This is a genomic window from Pseudomonas sp. DWP3-1-3b3 (assembly GCF_049896305.1).
GTDB lineage: Bacteria > Pseudomonadota > Gammaproteobacteria > Pseudomonadales > Pseudomonadaceae > Aquipseudomonas > Aquipseudomonas azotoformans_A.
The window spans coordinates 666005-682121 of record NZ_JAFCUA010000002.1 but is presented as its reverse complement, the minus strand read 5'-3'; the positions used below and the strand labels follow the sequence as shown (position 1 = coordinate 682121).

16 protein-coding genes are annotated in these 16117 nt (G+C 61.9%); 9 read left to right on the top strand and 7 right to left on the bottom strand.

The window, feature by feature from the left end; translation table 11 throughout:
- The first annotated feature begins 40 nt into the window (after positions 1-40).
- The 3 genes from betC (at position 41) to ACP7BX_RS09495 (ending at position 4226) form a co-directional block, all read left to right on the top strand.
- Positions 41-1555, top strand: a complete 1515-nt coding sequence (betC, locus tag ACP7BX_RS09505; RefSeq protein WP_426126924.1) for a choline-sulfatase — start codon at positions 41-43, stop codon at positions 1553-1555.
- Positions 1556-1570: 15 nt separating this feature from the next.
- Positions 1571-2485: a choline ABC transporter substrate-binding protein gene (gene choX, locus ACP7BX_RS09500; RefSeq protein WP_426126926.1), complete on the top strand. Its 915-nt coding sequence runs from the start codon at positions 1571-1573 to the stop codon at positions 2483-2485.
- A gap of 172 nt (positions 2486-2657) precedes the next feature.
- Positions 2658-4226: a SulP family inorganic anion transporter gene (locus ACP7BX_RS09495; protein ID WP_426126928.1), complete on the top strand. Its 1569-nt coding sequence runs from the start codon at positions 2658-2660 to the stop codon at positions 4224-4226.
- Here the strand turns inward: ACP7BX_RS09495 and aroE are convergent, their stop codons facing one another.
- Together aroE and hemF are read right to left on the bottom strand one after the other, a co-directional pair.
- Positions 4227-5048, bottom strand: coding sequence for a shikimate dehydrogenase (gene aroE, locus ACP7BX_RS09490; protein WP_426126930.1), 822 nt, complete (start codon positions 5046-5048; stop codon positions 4227-4229).
- Positions 5048-5980 (bottom strand): oxygen-dependent coproporphyrinogen oxidase, encoded by a 933-nt coding sequence (gene hemF, locus ACP7BX_RS09485; protein WP_033900452.1) that lies wholly within the window; start codon positions 5978-5980, stop codon positions 5048-5050. Before hemF ends, aroE begins: the two co-directional genes overlap by 1 nt.
- 159 nt (positions 5981-6139) lie before the next feature.
- Here hemF and ACP7BX_RS09480 point away from each other — a divergent pair, with 159 nt between their 5' ends.
- Positions 6140-7117, top strand: coding sequence for a quinone oxidoreductase family protein (locus ACP7BX_RS09480; protein ID WP_033900454.1), 978 nt, complete (start codon positions 6140-6142; stop codon positions 7115-7117).
- A gap of 131 nt (positions 7118-7248) precedes the next feature.
- Here the strand turns inward: ACP7BX_RS09480 and ACP7BX_RS09475 are convergent, their stop codons facing one another.
- The 3 genes from ACP7BX_RS09475 to ACP7BX_RS09465 all read right to left on the bottom strand — a co-directional run bounded on the left by ACP7BX_RS09475 (position 7249) and on the right by ACP7BX_RS09465 (position 9795).
- Entirely contained in the window at positions 7249-7806 is a 558-nt protein-coding gene (locus ACP7BX_RS09475; protein WP_003170728.1) for an L-threonylcarbamoyladenylate synthase, read from the bottom strand.
- Positions 7807-7860: 54 nt separating this feature from the next.
- The gene (gene dprA, locus ACP7BX_RS09470) at positions 7861-8955 is read right to left on the bottom strand and encodes a DNA-processing protein DprA (protein WP_426126931.1); all 1095 of its coding nucleotides are present in this window, start codon (positions 8953-8955) and stop codon (positions 7861-7863) included.
- Positions 8956-9018: 63 nt separating this feature from the next.
- Complete coding sequence (locus ACP7BX_RS09465; protein ID WP_426126933.1) at positions 9019-9795, bottom strand: peptidoglycan-binding protein; 777 nt, start codon at positions 9793-9795, stop codon at positions 9019-9021.
- A 135-nt stretch (positions 9796-9930) separates the two neighbouring features.
- Here ACP7BX_RS09465 and def point away from each other — a divergent pair, with 135 nt between their 5' ends.
- The 5 genes from def (at position 9931) to ACP7BX_RS09440 (ending at position 14490) form a co-directional block, all read left to right on the top strand.
- Positions 9931-10437 carry a peptide deformylase gene (gene def / locus ACP7BX_RS09460; RefSeq protein WP_016978734.1) on the top strand — a complete coding sequence of 169 codons (507 nt, stop codon included), beginning with the start codon at positions 9931-9933 and terminating at the stop codon, positions 10435-10437.
- A 68-nt stretch (positions 10438-10505) separates the two neighbouring features.
- Positions 10506-11456 carry a methionyl-tRNA formyltransferase gene (gene fmt, locus ACP7BX_RS09455; protein ID WP_177004951.1) on the top strand — a complete coding sequence of 317 codons (951 nt, stop codon included), beginning with the start codon at positions 10506-10508 and terminating at the stop codon, positions 11454-11456.
- The gene (gene rsmB / locus ACP7BX_RS09450) at positions 11453-12763 is read left to right on the top strand and encodes a 16S rRNA (cytosine(967)-C(5))-methyltransferase RsmB (protein WP_426126935.1); all 1311 of its coding nucleotides are present in this window, start codon (positions 11453-11455) and stop codon (positions 12761-12763) included. Before fmt ends, rsmB begins: the two co-directional genes overlap by 4 nt.
- A gap of 22 nt (positions 12764-12785) precedes the next feature.
- Positions 12786-14159 (top strand): Trk system potassium transporter TrkA, encoded by a 1374-nt coding sequence (gene trkA / locus ACP7BX_RS09445; RefSeq protein WP_010207735.1) that lies wholly within the window; start codon positions 12786-12788, stop codon positions 14157-14159.
- Between the two features lie 19 nt (positions 14160-14178).
- The gene (locus tag ACP7BX_RS09440; RefSeq protein WP_426126937.1) at positions 14179-14490 is read left to right on the top strand and encodes a tetratricopeptide repeat protein; all 312 of its coding nucleotides are present in this window, start codon (positions 14179-14181) and stop codon (positions 14488-14490) included.
- 134 nt (positions 14491-14624) lie between these two features.
- Here the strand turns inward: ACP7BX_RS09440 and ACP7BX_RS09435 are convergent, their stop codons facing one another.
- Positions 14625-15512: a lysophospholipid acyltransferase gene (locus tag ACP7BX_RS09435; RefSeq protein WP_033900470.1), complete on the bottom strand. Its 888-nt coding sequence runs from the start codon at positions 15510-15512 to the stop codon at positions 14625-14627.
- Positions 15513-15552: 40 nt separating this feature from the next.
- Positions 15553-16110 carry a DNA-3-methyladenine glycosylase I gene (locus ACP7BX_RS09430; RefSeq protein ID WP_426126939.1) on the bottom strand — a complete coding sequence of 186 codons (558 nt, stop codon included), beginning with the start codon at positions 16108-16110 and terminating at the stop codon, positions 15553-15555.
- Positions 16111-16117: the final 7 nt, after the last annotated feature.

The window sequence follows — 16117 nt, the reverse complement described above, 5'->3', positions numbered from 1 at the left end:
CTCATTGGCATAAACACCGCCTATGGAATGCCGATAGATCATGAAGCGCAAGAACATTCTTTTCATCATGGCCGATCAAATGGCCGCCCCGTTGCTTCCGTTCTACGGTTCTTCGCCTATCAAGTTGCCCAACCTGAGTCGCCTCGCCGAGCAGGGTGTGGTGTTCGATGCCGCCTATTGCAACAGCCCGTTGTGTGCGCCGTCGCGTTTCACACTGGTGAGTGGCCAGTTGCCGAGCAAGATTGGCGCCTACGACAACGCCGCCGACTTCCCCGCCGATGTGCCGACCTACGCCCACTACCTGCGTCGCCTCGGCTATCGCACCGCTTTGTCGGGCAAGATGCACTTCTGCGGTCCGGACCAGTTGCATGGCTACGAAGAACGCCTGACCAGCGACATCTACCCCGCCGATTATGGCTGGGCGGTGAACTGGGACGAGCCGGACGTGCGCCCCACCTGGTATCACAACATGTCGTCGGTGCTGCAAGCCGGGCCGTGCGTGCGCACCAACCAGCTGGATTTCGACGAAGAGGTGGTGTTCAAGGCGCAGCAATACCTGTTCGACCATATCCGCGAAGACGGCGACCAGCCGTTCTGCCTGACGGTATCGATGACTCACCCTCACGACCCGTACACCATTCCCAAACCGTTCTGGGATCTGTACGACGACGCCGACATCCCTTTGCCTACAACGCCAGCGCAAGGCGATCTCGACCCGCATTCCCAGCGCTTGCTCAAGGTCTACGACCTGTGGGACAAGCCGCTGCCTGTGGATAAGATCCGCGATGCACGGCGTGCCTACTTCGGCGCGTGCAGCTACATCGACAGCAACGTCGGCAAGCTGCTGCAAACCCTGGAAGACACCGGCCTGGCCGACGACACCATCATCGTGTTCTCCGGCGACCACGGCGACATGCTCGGCGAACGCGGCCTCTGGTACAAAATGCACTGGTTTGAAATGGCCGCCCGCGTGCCGCTGCTGGTCAGTGCGCCGGGACAGTTCGCGGCAGGCCACGTGAGCAAAGCGGTGTCCACCGCCGACCTGCTTCCGACTCTGGTGGAACTGGCCGGCGGCGAATTGGACCCGCGCCTGCCGCTGGACGGCCGCTCGCTGGTCCCGCACTTGCAAGGGCAGGGCGGGCACGACGAAGTGTTTGGCGAATACATGGCCGAAGGCACCATCAGCCCGCTGATGATGATTCGGCGGGGCGCCTACAAATTCATCTACAGCGAAGACGACCCTTGTCTACTGTTCGATGTACACAACGACCCACGGGAGCAGGAAGACCTCAGCCAGTCGCCGCAACACCGGGCACTGTTTGCAGCCTTCCTGGACGAGGCGCGGGCCAAATGGGACATCCCGGCGATCCACCAACAGGTGCTCGCCAGCCAACGCCGCCGCCGTCTGGTGTTTGAAGCACTGACCCAGGGCAAGCTGAAGAGCTGGGATCACCAGCCACTGGTGGACGCCAGTCAGCAATACATGCGCAACCATATCGACCTCGACGACCTGGAGCGCAAGGCACGTTATCCACAACCCTGCCAAAACCAATAACACTGAGGGAAGGCCATGCAAAAGTTAACTGTGATGCTGGGGCTCCTGGCGCTGGGAAGCGCCAATGTTTACGCAGACGCCAGTTGTGAAACGGTAAAGATGGCCGATCCGGGCTGGAGCGATATTGCGGCCACCAATGCCATCACCGGTTTTCTGCTGACGGGCATGGGCTACAAACCCAAGGTCGACACCCTGGCGGTGCCGATCACCTTTGGCGGGCTCAAGGACGGCCAGGTGGATGTGTTTCTGGGCAACTGGATGCCGGCCCAGCAGGGTTTCTATGACAAGTTCGTGGCCAATGGCGACGTGGTGCAACTGGCGAAAAACCTCGACGGCACCGAGTTCACCCTCGCCGTGCCCGATTATGTGTGGGACGCCGGGGTGCATGACTTTGCCGACCTGAACAAATTTGCCGACAAGTTCGACAAAAAGATCTACGGCATCGGCTCCGGCGCACCGGCGAATATTTCGTTGCAGGAAATCATCAAGAAGAACGACTTTGCGCTCGGCCAGTGGAAGCTGGTGGAGTCCAGCGAACAGGCGATGCTCGCCGAAGTGTCGCGGGCGGTTAAGAAGCAGAAATTCGTGACCTTCCTCGGCTGGACCCCGCACCCGATGAACGTGCAGTTGAAAATGCACTACCTCAAGGGCGGCGAGAAATACTTTGGTGACACTGGCAGCGTGTATACCTTGACCCGCAAAGGGTATGCGCAGGCCTGCCCGAACGTAGGAAAACTGCTGACCAACCTGAGTTTTACCCAGGACATGGAAAACAGCATCATGGCCGAGGTGGCCAACAACAAGGTCAGCAATGCCGATGCGGCGAAGGCGTGGATCAAGGCCAACCCGGCGGTATTGGATAAATGGCTGGAGGGCGTGAAGACCGTGGACGGCAAGGATGCGCTGACGGCCGTAAAAGCCAAACTCTAAGCCTCACCGCCAAGCCCGGTTGAAACGGGCTTGTGTGGGAGCTGGCTTGCCTGCGATGCAAACGACTCGGTCTGTCAGTAAGACCGAGGGGATCCTATCGCAGGCAAGCCAGCTCCCACAGGGGCCGGTGTGTGCTGATACCCTGATGCAACCCTTTCAATCCGAGCCTTTCATGCCCCGGCCCAACCGCCATACACTCTTCCCCTTCCTCGCCTGGCTCCCGCGCCAGACCCGCGCCAGCGTCGGCCGGGATGCGATGGTGGGCCTCAGTGGCGCGGTTCTCGCCTTGCCACAGTCAATTGCCTACGCGCTGATCGCCGGTCTCCCACCCGAATACGGCCTGTACGCCGCAATCATCCCGGTGCTGATCGCCTGCCTCTGGGGTTCCTCCTGGCATCTGATCTGCGGTCCCACGGCGGCGATTTCCATTGTGCTCTACGCCAGCGTCAGCCCGTTGGCCGTGCCGGGGTCGCAGGACTACATCACCCTGATCCTGTTGCTGACCTTCCTCGCCGGGGTTTTCCAGTGGCTGCTGGGCATGCTGCGCTTTGGCGCGCTGGTGAATTTTGTCTCTCATTCGGTGGTGCTCGGTTTCACCCTGGGCGCCGCCGTGGTGATTGCGCTCGGGCAACTGCCCAATCTGCTGGGGCTGGATTTACCGAGCCAGGCCACGGCGATCAATAGCCTGCTGGCACTGATCCACCATAGCGGCGAATGGGACCAAGCGTCCCTCGTTCTCGGGCTCGGTACCTTGCTGGTGGGTGCACTGCTCAAATACCTCGTACCGCGCTGGCCGACCCTGTTGATCGCCCTGGCGCTGGGCAGCCTGGTGGCGTGGCTGTGGCCGGCGATGTTCGGGCATGTGGCGCTGGTCAGTTCGTTTATCGGCAAACTGCCGCCGTTCAGCCCGTTGCCCATGGACTTGGACGTGATCCTGCGCCTGCTGCCGAGCGCCGTGGCGGTGGGCATGCTGGGGCTGGTGACCAGCTTGTCGATTGCCCGCTCGCTGTCGGCGCGTTCGCAGCAATTGCTCGATGCCAACCAGGAAGTGCGAGCGCAGGGTTTATCCAACATCGTTGGCGGATTTTTCTCCGGGTATTTGTCAGCCGGTTCGTTCACACGCTCCGGCCTCAGCTACGAGGCGGGCGCCTGTTCGCCGTTGGCGGGCGTGTTTTCCGCATTGTGGGTGGCACTGTTTGCGCTGTTTGGCGCGGCATTGATCGCCCATATTCCGATCCCGAGCATGGCCGCAAGCATCTTGCTGATCAGTTGGGGTCTGGTGGACCGTCGCGGCATTCGCGCGTTATTCCGCGTCAGTCGCGCCGAGTTCGTGGTGATGAGCCTGACCTGCGTCGCCACCTTGCTGCTGGAGTTGCAAACAGCGATTTACGCCGGGGTGCTGGCGTCGCTGTTTTTCTACCTCAAGCGCACCTCGCAGCCACGGGTACAGCAATGGCGCGATGGCGATGAAGATGTGCTGCGGGTGGGCGGCTCGATCTTTTTCGGCGCCAGCCACTACCTGCAAGTACGCCTGCAAAGCCTGCAGGGCGAACGGGTGGTGATCGAGGCGCAGCAGATCAACTTTATCGACTATTCCGGGGTGGAGATGCTGCATCAGGAAGCGCGGCGCTTGCGCGGCTTGGGGCGCAGCCTGACATTGCGCCGGGCCAGGCCGCAGGTAGTAGAAGAGTTGAAAAAGCTGGAAGGGGCCGACAGCTGCCCCATCCAGTTCCAGGAGTGATTACAGCGCCAACTGGCGGCGTAGTTCAGCCAGTACGGGCGCCGAGTACGGGCGCACGCCGCGCCACAGGAAGAAGGCTTCCGCCGCCTGTTCCACCAGCATGCCCAGGCCATCCATCGCCACGGCTGCGCCTTGTTCGGTGGCCCAGCGGCAAAACGCGGTCGGTTCCTTGGCGTACATCATGTCGTAGCAAAAGGTCTTGCCCGGTTCGATCAGGCTGCCCGCAATCGGCGGTACATCGCCTGACAGGCTGGCGGAGGTGGCGTTGATGATCACGTCCACCGGCTCACGCAACCAATCGAAACCACTGGCAGACACCGGGCCCAGGTCGTCGAACAACTCAGCGAGCATTTCGGCCTTTTCCACGGTGCGGTTGGCGATGATCAGCGAAGCAGGCTGTTCGGCCAGCAACGGCTCCAACGCGCCGCGTACCGCGCCACCAGCGCCCAGCAACAAGATGCGTTTGCCTTGCAGGCTCAACCCGGCGTTAACCGTGAGATCACGCACCAAGCCCGCACCGTCGGTGTTGTCGCCCAACAGGCTGCCGTCGGCCAGTTTGCTCAGGGTGTTCACCGCGCCCGCGCGCTGGGCGCGGTCGGTCAAGGTGTTGGCCAAGCGGTAGGCATCCTCCTTGAACGGTACGGTGACGTTGGCACCCCGACCTTGTAGAAAAAACTCACGGGCACAGCCAGTGAAATCCTCCAGCGGCGCCAGCAAGGTGCTGTAGTCCAGTTGCTCGCCGGTCTGCTCGGCGAACATGCGATGGATCAGCGGCGACTTGCTGTGGCCGATGGGGTTGCCGAACACGACATAGCGGTCCATCAGACAGCCGCCTTGGGCGCGGTCAGGCCCAGCCAATCACGGTCTTGCAAGAAGTAGTCGGTGAGGCGCGCTTCTTCGCTGCCGGCCTCGGCCTTCCAGTCGTAGCTCCAGCGCACTTGCGGCGGCAGCGACATCAGGATCGACTCGGTACGCCCGCCCGATTGCAGGCCAAACAAGGTGCCACGGTCGTAGACCAGATTGAATTCAACGTAGCGGCCGCGACGGAATTCCTGGAATTCGCGCTGCTGCTCGGTGTAGGCGGTGGCCTTGCGGCGCTGCACGATCGGCAGGTAGGCGTCGATGTAGGCATCGCCGATGGCGCGGATGAAGGCGAAGCAGGTGTCGAAGTCCCACTCGTTCAGGTCATCGAAGAACAGGCCGCCGATGCCGCGCGGTTCGTTGCGGTGCTTGATGTGGAAGTAGGTGTCGCACCAGGCTTTGTAGCGCGAGTACACGTCTGGACCGAACGGCGCACAGGCCTGCTCGGCCACGCGGTGCCAGTGGATGCAGTCTTCTTCATTGCCGTAGTAAGGCGTGAGGTCGAAACCGCCACCGAACCACCACACGGGCTCTTCGCCTTCTTTTTCAGCGATGAAAAAGCGCACATTGGCGTGGGAAGTCGGTACGTGTGGGTTGTGCGGATGAATCACCAGCGACACACCCAGGGCTTCAAAGCCGCGACCGGCCAATTCAGGGCGATGCGCGCTGGCAGATGGTGGGAGACCGCTGCCAAACACGTGGGAAAAGTTGACGCCGCCTTTTTCGATCACCGAACCGTTTTCGATCACACGGGTGCGTCCGCCGCCGCCGGCAGGCCGGGTCCAGGCGTCTTCGATAAAGCGAGTGTCCGTCTCGAAGGTTTCCAGGGCGCTGCAAATGCGGTCTTGCAGGTCAAGCAGGTAGGCCTTTACAGCCTCGGTGCGGGTAGTCATGGCATCACCTTGAATCGGGCAAAGCTACGCGAGGCCATTGGGCGTCGGCGGCAAATGGGCGCACAGGATACCACTGCACCCGGTTGCGCCGCAGTTGACGAAGATCAAGCTTAGGAGTCCGATAGGGGGCTACGCGATTCGAACCCAGGAGAAGTGCAGATGGCCAAACGTATCCAGTTCAGCGCCCATGGCGGCCCCGAAGTGCTTGAGTATGTGGACTACACGCCGGCAGAGCCCGGCCCGCAGCAGGTTCGCGTGCGTAACGAGGCGATTGGCCTGAACTTCATCGACACCTATTTCCGCAGTGGCCTGTACGCACCGCCCGCATTGCCATCGGGGTTGGGCGCAGAAGGCGCCGGTGTGGTCGACGCGGTCGGCAGCGAAGTCACCCAGTTCAAGGTCGGTGACCGCGTGGCCTACGGCAGCGGCCCGCTGGGCGCCTACAGCCAACTGCATGTGCTGCCCGCCGCCAACCTGGTGCACCTGCCGGACGACATCAGCTTCGAACAAGCCGCCGGCGCCATGCTCAAAGGCCTGACCGTGCAGTACCTGCTGCGCCAGACCTATGAACTGAAGGGCGGCGAAACCATCCTGTTCCACGCCGCTGCCGGTGGCGTCGGCTCCCTGGCCTGCCAATGGGCCAAGGCTCTGGGTGTAAAGCTGATCGGTACTGTGAGTTCGCCGGAAAAAGCCGCCCTGGCCAAATCCCTCGGTGCCTGGGAAACCATCGACTACAGCAAGGAAGACGTCGCACAGCGCGTGTTGGAATTGACCGACGGCAAAAAAGTGCCGGTGGTGTACGACGGCGTCGGCAAAGACACCTGGCTGACCTCGCTGGACAGCGTGGCGCCACGTGGGCTGGTGGTGAGTTTCGGCAATGCGTCCGGCGCGGTGGATGGGGTGAATTTGGGGATTCTGTCGGCCAAGGGTTCGCTGTACGTCACCCGGCCGACCCTGGCGACCTATGCCAACAACCCGCAAAACCTGCAGGCGATGGCGGATGACCTGTTCTCGATGATCCAGAGCGGCAAGGTGCGCATTGATATCAACCAGCGGTATGCGCTGGCGGAGGCGGCGAAGGCGCAGACGGAGTTGTCGGGGCGCAGGACGACTGGGTCGACTATTTTGTTGCCGTAAGACAATGGATATCTGGAGCCTGTAAGGGCCTCATCGCGGGCAAGCCCGGCTCCCACATTTGACCGCGTTGTCATGAACAACACTGATCAAGTGTGGGAGCCGGGCTTGCCCGCGATGGCCGCGCCTCGGTCTCAGGAAGGCCGCACAACCTCGCCAGTCACCAAATCACGAATCAAGCTCGGATTCTTGCGCCCACCCAAGGCGCCACCCAGCACCAGATCCACCTGGCCACGGAAGTATTGCTCCACGCGAATCCGCGTGCGCGCCGCCGGGCGACCTTGCGGGTTGGCCGATGTGGAAATCAACGGCCCTACCAGCGAGCACAAATCCCGCACCAGCGGATGGTCAGTCACCCGCAGGGCAACGGTGTCGTGCACACCCGTCACCCACTCCGGCAACAAGTCCTGATGGGGCACCAGCCAGGTGTTCGGCCCTGGCCAGGTGCTGGCCATGCGGTCGATCCAGTCCTGCGGGAAGTCTTCGAACAGAAAATCGAACTGACGGATGTTGTCTGCCACCAGGATCAGGCCCTTGTCCACCGAACGGTTCTTGATGGCGAGCAAACGGTCTACTGCTTCTTCGTTCCACGGGTCGCAGCCCAAGCCCCAAACCGCTTCGGTTGGGTAGGCAATCACCGCGCCTGCGCGAATTTCTCGTGCGGTTTCCAGCACACGCCACCGGTTGACCATTGTTCACTCTCCAGACTAAAGCTCTGCGCAGTTTACCGATCTTCTTTACAAAACCTAGCAGCGTGCAAGCCAGCGCCCGCTTTCGCAGATGACCTGGCCTTCGAGCTCAAGCTCCGTAAGGCTCGCCAGTACCTGGGACAACGGCCGTCCACTGGCAATCGCCAGGGCTTCGCTGGTGTGAGGCGCCGCGTGCAGCAGTGCCACCAACGGATGGACAACCGGCATCGGGGCAGGGCGTGACAACGCCTGCCAACCACGCAAACCTTCCAGGATGTGTTCGATGGTCTCCACCAGCACCGCGCCATCCCGGATCAACTGATGGCAACCCTTGGCGCCGGGATGATGGATGGAGCCCGGAATCGCATACACCTCGCGCCCTTGCTCCGCCGCGAGTTTCGCCGTGATCAGCGAACCGCTGGCCATGCTGGCTTCCACCACCAGCACGCCCAGGGACAAGCCACTGATGATCCGATTGCGTCGAGGAAAGTTACCCGCCTGAGGCGGCGCATCCAGAGGGAACTCGGAAACCACCGCGCTGCCCTGGTCAATCATCGCCGCTGCCAGCCGGCGGTGGCGCTGTGGATAAAAATTTTCCAGCCCGGTGCCGAGCACGCCGATTGTCTGGCCGCCCACATCCAATGCCGCTTGATGGGCTGCACCGTCAATGCCTAACGCAAGGCCACTGGTGATGACAAAACCGGCGCTCGCCAAGCTGCGCGAGAACGCCGCCGCCGTGTCCATGCCGGGACGCGATGCACGGCGGCTGCCTACTATCGCCAGTTGCGGTTTTTCCAGGATCGCAGGGTCACCGGCGACGAATAACAGCGGCGGCGCATCATCAATCTGGGCAAGCAGTGCGGGGTAGTCCGGCTGGTCCCACATCAGCAAATGCTGGGCCGGACAGGCCAGCCAGGCCAAAGCCTCGCTGGCAGCATCGCGGATTTCATGACTGCGCCGGGCATCGGCGCTGATGGCCGGCAGCCCGAGTGAACGCCAGGCGCTGGCAGGCGCACTGATGGCTTTTGAGGCAGAGCCGAACGCCTCGATCAACAAGCGAAAACGCTTCGGACCCAGTTCTGGCAGCCTGTGCAAGCGTAGTCGGGCTTCCAGTTCTGATGGGGAAATTTCATGGTTATTTGTCGGAAACATCTGATCATCCTTGACCGTAACAAGCTGTGGATAACTCTGTTGGTAACTTATTTAGCAGGCTATTTATTGTGTTTGATGAACAGTCTCGAAACGGTCCATCACCGCCAGCGGTCGTGAGGCATTGAGCACCAGGCCGTAACTGAGCTTTTCGTAGGTACGAAACACCAGCAGGGTGCCGGCCCGTTCGTCGGGCAGTTTCGTCGGCGCGCCGGTCAGGCGGTCGCGCACCGTGGCGCCGGCCTTGATCACGCTGAGGAGTTGGCCTTCGACCAGGCCGTCACGACGGCCTTTGTTCAGGGTTACGGCATCCAGCACGCCGATCTGTGTCACGCCCTTGGGAATATCGATGATCTGCCCTTCGATAAAGGCGGCCGTTGGCGTGACGGCAAGAGCTGCCGGGTCGACGGGTGTTTGCGCACGCAGCAGGCGGTCACCGGGGCGCACCTCCTGGGTGACACGCTGCACAGCCAGGGTGGTGAGGTCGCCTGCGGTGACAAAACGGGCGGTGCCGATGTCGTCGGCGTTGATCCCCAACAGCTCTCGGGTCTGCGGGTCGGTGTAGGCCTTGCCCCGTCGGAATATGCCGTAGTTGGGCTGGGAAGGGTCCAGGTTGCCCCTGGCATACACCCGCTCGCCATTGGCGCCAAGCACGCGGCCAGCCTCGGCAGCAACGATGTACGGTGCGTTGTCCAGGTCCTGGGGTGTATCAAGGATGCGGTTATGCAGCAGGAAGCGCTGGATAGCCTGTTGCGTCGGTTGTTCCAGGCGCTGGACGGGCGGGGGCAGCAGGGCCATGGAAAACGGGGCCCACAGCAGCAAGACGAGTAGCGATTTCCTCATGGGGTGAATCTCCTTTATTATGTGCGTTCGCGTGAAATGCCTTGGCCTTCGCGGCTTTTAAGGGTTTCACACCGGTCGTGTGGGTCCATCCCAACGCCGATTTGCCTCTACCTCACATGTGCAGCAATTACGCTTATGGCTATTTTGAACATCCTCGAATTCCCCGACTCGCGCCTGCGCACGATCGCCAAACCGGTGGCCGTAGTGGACGACAAGGTTCGTCAGTTGGTCGATGACATGTTTGAAACAATGTATGAAGCCCCGGGTATCGGCCTCGCCGCGACCCAGGTCAACGTGCATCAGCGCGTCGTGGTCATGGACCTGTCGGAAGATCGCAGCGAACCGATGGTGTACATCAACCCGGAGTTCGAACCGCTGACCGACGAGATGGGCGAATACCAGGAAGGCTGCCTCTCCGTGCCGGAGTTCTACGAGAACGTCGAGCGCCCGCTGCGCGTGAAGATCAAGGCCCTGGACCGCGACGGCAAGCCGTTCGAGCTGATTGCCGAAGGCCTGCTGGCGGTGTGCATCCAGCACGAATGCGACCACCTCAACGGCAAGCTGTTTGTCGATTACCTGTCCACGCTCAAGCGCGACCGGATCAAGAAGAAGCTGGAAAAAAAGCATCGCCAGCAAGCTTGATGCCCCCTTCCAAAGGCTTGCTGCGGCAAGCCTTTTTCTTTTGTGACTGCTTTTAACCGAGACCTCCCATGACCGAGCCACTGCGCATTGTTTTTGCCGGCACGCCTGAATTTGCCGCCGAACACCTCAAGGCCCTGCTTGCCAGCCCTTATGACATCGTCGCGGTGTACACCCAGCCGGATCGCCCGGCCGGTCGTGGGCAAAAACTGATGCCGAGCCCGGTCAAGCAGCTGGCGCTGGAGCACAACATTCCCGTGCTGCAACCACCGACCCTGCGCAACGCCGAGGCCCAGGCCGAACTGGCCGCGCTGAAGCCGGACCTGTTGGTGGTGGTGGCCTACGGCTTGATCCTGCCGCAAGCGGTGCTGGATATCCCACGCCTGGGCTGCATCAACAGCCATGCCTCGCTGCTGCCTCGCTGGCGCGGTGCGGCGCCGATCCAGCGTGCCGTGGAAGCCGGTGACAGCGAAAGCGGCGTGACCGTGATGCGCATGGAAGCCGGCCTGGACACCGGCCCGATGCTGCTCAAGGTCACTACGCCGATCACTGGCGAAGACACCGGTGGCAGCCTGCACGACCGCCTTGCCGAGCTGGGCCCGCCCGCCGTGATCCAGGCCATCGCCGGCCTGGCTGCGGGCACCCTGGAAGGTGAAGTGCAGGACGACAGCCTGGCCACTTACGCCCACAAGCTGAACAAAGACGAAGCGCGCATCGACTGGAGCCGCCCGGCCTTGGAGCTGGAACGCCTGGTGCGTGCGTTCAACCCGTGGCCGATCTGCCACAGCACCCTCAACGGCGAAGCCTTGAAAGTGTTGGCCGCCACCTTGGCCGAGGGCAAAGGCGCTCCCGGTGAGATCATCGGCGCCAGCAAGGACGGCCTGTTGGTCGCCTGCGGTGAACAGGCGCTGTGCCTGACCCGTCTGCAATTGCCAGGTGGCAAGGCACTTAATTTCAGCGATTTGTTCAACAGCCGTCGTGAGAAATTTGCCGTGGGCACTCTCCTCGGGGCAGCTCAATGAACCCACGTCTGGCCGCCGCCAAGGCTCTCGCTGCCGTCCTCCAAGGCAAGGCTTCGCTGAACAGTTCGTTGCCGACCCAACTGGACAAGGTCGAAGACCGTGATCGCGGTTTCACCCAGGACCTGGCCTTTGGCACGGCCCGCTGGCAGCCACGGTTGTCGGCGTTGGCAACCAAGTTGCTGCAAAAGCCGTTCAAGGCGGCCGATGCAGATGTGGAAGCGCTGCTGCTGGTGGGCCTCTATCAACTGCTCTACACCCGCGTACCGGCCCACGCCGCTATCGGTGAAACCGTCGGTTGCGCCGACAAGCTGAAAAAACCTTGGGCCAAGGCCCTGCTCAACGCCGTGCTGCGCCGAGCCCAGCGAGAAAGCGAAGCGCTGCTGGCCGAGCTGGAACATGACCCGGTGGTACGCACCGCCCACCCGCGCTGGCTGCAAAAGTCCCTGAAAGCCTTCTGGCCGGAGCAATGGGAAGCTATTTGCGCGGCGAACAATGCGCATCCGCCGATGATCCTGCGGGTCAATCGTCGTCATCACAGCCGTGACGCCTACCTGCAATTGCTCACCGAGGCCGGTATCAACGCCACGCCGTGCGTGTACAGCGTCGACGGCATCGTGCTCGAAGCCGCCGCCGATGTACGCAGCCTGCCGGGCTTTGCCGAAGGCTGGATCAGCGTCCAGGATGAAGCCGCGCAACTGGCTGCCGACCTGCTCGACCTGGCACCCGGTCAACGCGTGCTCGATGCCTGCTGCGCGCCAGGCGGTAAGACCTGTCACATTCTGGAAGTCGAAAAAGACCTGGCCGGTGTGATCGCTGTCGACCTGGAAGCCAAGCGCCTGGTGCGCGTGCGCGAAAACCTCGCGCGCCTGGGCCTCAGCGCCGAGCTGATCGCCGCCGACGGCCGTGATACCGCCACCTGGTGGGACGGCAAGCCGTTCCAACGCATCCTGCTCGATGCACCCTGTTCCGCCACCGGCGTGATCCGCCGCCACCCGGATATCAAGCTCACCCGCCAACCCGACGACATCGCCGCCCTGGCCGTGCTGCAAGGCGAACTGCTCGACGCGATGTGGCCGACCCTGGAAGTCGGCGGCATCCTGCTCTACGCCACCTGTTCTACCTTGCCGACGGAAAACACCGAGGTGATCGAAGCCTTCCTCGCCCGCACCAGCGGCGCCCGGGAGCTGGACCTCGCCACCACGGCTGGCATCAAGCAACCCCATGGCCGCCAGTTGCTCGCGCAAGAAGGCGGACACGACGGCTTCTACTACGCCAAACTGATCAAGATCGCCGCCGCGCGCGGCTGAATGGTTTTAAGGGAGTGACCGGATGAAAATCATCATCCTTGGGGCAGGGCAGGTCGGTGGCACGCTGGCCGAACATTTGGCCAGCGAAGCCAACGACATCACCGTGGTCGACACCGACAGCGAGCGTCTGCGCAACCTGGGCGACCGCCTCGACATCCGCACCGTGCAAGGCCGCGCATCGTTCCCGACGGTGCTGCGTCAGGCCGGAGCCGACGATGCCGACATGCTGGTGGCCGTGACCAACAGCGACGAAACCAACATGGTCGCCTGCCAGGTCGCCCATACCCTGTTCCACACCCCGACCAAAATCGCCCGTGTACGCGAGGCGGCCTACCTGACCCGCGCCGGGCTGTTCGACAACGACGCGATTCCGGTCGACGTGCTGATCAGCCCTGAACAGGTGGTGACCCACTACATCAAGCGCCTGATCGAGATTCCGGGCGCCTTGCAGGTGATCGACTTCGCCGGCGGCAAGGCGCAACTGGTCGCGGTGAAGGCCTACTACGGCGGCCCGCTGGTGGGCCAGCAACTGCGCCAGTTGCGCGAGCACATGCCGAATGTGGAAACCCGCGTCGCGGCGATTTTCCGGCGCGACCGCCCGATCCTGCCCCAAGGCGACACGGTGATCGAGGCCGACGACGAAGTGTTTTTCATCGCCGCCAAGGCGAATATTCGTGCCGTCATGAGCGAAATGCGCCGCCTCGACGAGACCTATAAACGCATCGTCATCGCCGGCGGCGGGCAGATCGGCGAGCGTTTGGCCGAAGCCATCGAAAGCCGCTATCAGGTGAAGATCATCGAGATGAGTCCGGCACGTTGCCGGCATTTGTCCGACACCCTCGACAGCACCGTCGTACTGCAAGGCAGTGCCTCGGACCGCGACCTGCTGATGGAAGAGAACATCGCCGACGCGGATATCTTCCTGGCCCTGACCAACGACGACGAAGCCAACATCATGTCATCGCTACTGGCCAAGCGCCTGGGCGCGAAGAAGGTGATGACCATCATCAACAACCCGGCTTATGTGGACCTGATCCAGGGCGGCGATATCGACATCGCCATCAGCCCGCAGTTGGCGACCATCGGCACCTTGCTGGCCCACGTGCGTCGTGGCGATATCGTCAGCGTGCACTCCCTGCGCCGGGGTGCGGCGGAAGCCATCGAGGCGATTGCTCACGGTGATTCCAAGTCGAGCAAGGTGATCGGCAAGGCCATCCGCGATATCGGCTTGCCGCCGGGCACCACCATTGGCGCGATCATTCGCGACGAAGAGGTGATCATTGCCCACGACGACACAGTGATCGAAACCGGGGACCATGTGATCTTGTTCCTGGTGGACAAGAAACATATCCGCGATGTGGAGAAACTGTTCCACGTGGGCCTGAGCTTTTTCTGACACAACGGAGTACGCCTGCATGCTCGAATCCCTGGAAAAAATGCTCGCCAAGGGTGTGGATAATTCCCTGCTGCGTTTTGGTTTGGGCAAGGGTTATCTGGATTTGAAAGACAACGCCAAGGCGGCGGAGCATCTGCAGAAATGTGTGGAGTTCGACCCCAAGTATTCGGCGGCGTGGAAGTTGTTGGGTAAGGCGCAGTTGGGGTTGGAAGATCGTGCGGCGGCGCGGCTGGCGTGGGAGAAGGGCATCGAAGCGGCCCAGGCCCATGGCGACAAACAGGCCGAAAAAGAAATGGTGGTGTTCCTGAAGAAACTCGACCGCCAGGCCTGAGGTGATCCCCTGTGGGAGCTGGCTTGCCTGCGATAGCATCATCAACTCGGTTTAACTATAAGACCGAGTTGCCCGCATCGCAGGCAAGCCAGCTCCCACATTTGATCTCCATTGGGTGAGAGATTGGTGGTAAGTCAGTACCACCGCTCCTCACCCGGCGGGCGTTTCTTGAAGCGCTTCATGCTCCACATGTACTGGCTCGGATACGCGCCGACATAACGCTCCACCACTTTGCTCATCGCCGCGCAGGAGGTGGCGGTGTCGGTGCTGTACATGTCTTCCGGCGCCGCCTCCAGGATCACTTTGTAACCCGAACCGTCCGGCAGCCGCAGCGCGTGCAGGAACACGCCGACGGCCTTGTGACCGGCAAGCATGTTCGGCACGAACTTGCTGGTCAGCGCCTGGGTGGCAAAGAACGGCACGAAGATCCCTGCGGATTCCGCCGGCTCAGGATCCGCCGGAATGCCCACCTGGCCGCCTTTGCGAACTTCCTTGATCACGCTGAGGATGCCTTCCTTGGTCGACGCCGCCACGCGGTTGCCCAGTTGCACGCGCTGCTTGCGCAGCAACTCATCCACCGCCTTGAGCTTGGGCGGGCGGTAGAAAATGATCGGTTTGCACTGGCTGCAATAGAAGTGGTTCAGCACTTCCCAGTTGCCCAGGTGGCTGGTGATGCCGACCACGCCTTTGCCCGAGGCCAGGGCTTCGTGCAGCACCTCCAGGCCTTCGACTTCACGCACCAGGTCGATGGAACGCTGGGCCGGCCAGATCCAGGCGCAGGCGCTTTCGGTCAGGGACTTGCCGATGTCCATCAGGCTGCGGCCGACTAAAGCTTCACGCTCGACGGGGTCCATGTCCGGGAAGCATTTGGACAGGTTGATCCGCACCGTGTCGCGGGAGCGGTTAGGGGTTTTCCACATGATCCAGCCAATCGCCGTGCCGACGGCCTGGACAGCGCGCCAGGGCAGCAGGGCAAACAACCGGAGAGCGCCTACCAGCAAGGCGCCTTTCAACTTTTCCACAGGTCACTCCTGATCGTGTGTGGTGCGCAAAGCCGGCATTCTAACCGGCGTTGGCCAACTCCGCGTAACGGTCGCAGTCCTGAGTGTGGTCCATGACCATGCCTGAGGCCTGCATGAACGCGTAGCAAATGGTCGGCCCGACGAAGGTGAAACCGGCTTTTTTCAAGGCTTTGCTCATGGCTTCAGCTTCGGGTGTAATCGCTGGCACTTCGCTGCGGTCCTTGAAGTGATTGACCTTGGGATGGCCACCAACAAAGGACCAGAGCAGCCCCACCGGGTCCTCCAGCGCCAGCCAGGCAGCGGCATTGCGGCGGGTGGCGTTGAGTTTCAGGCGATTGCGCACGATGCCCGGATCCTGCATCAGCGCTTCGATCTCGTCATCGGTCAACCGCGCCAACCGCTGCGCATCAAAGCCAAACAAGACCTTTCGATAATGCTCGCGTTTGCGTAAAACGGTGATCCAGGAAAGGCCCGCCTGGAACCCTTCGAGTAAAAGCAACTCGAACAAACCCTGCGCATCGCGCAGCGGCGTTCCCCACTCCTGATCGTGATAAGCCATGTACAGCGGATCTTCAGAACACCAAAAGCAGCGTGGCATAAGGCTC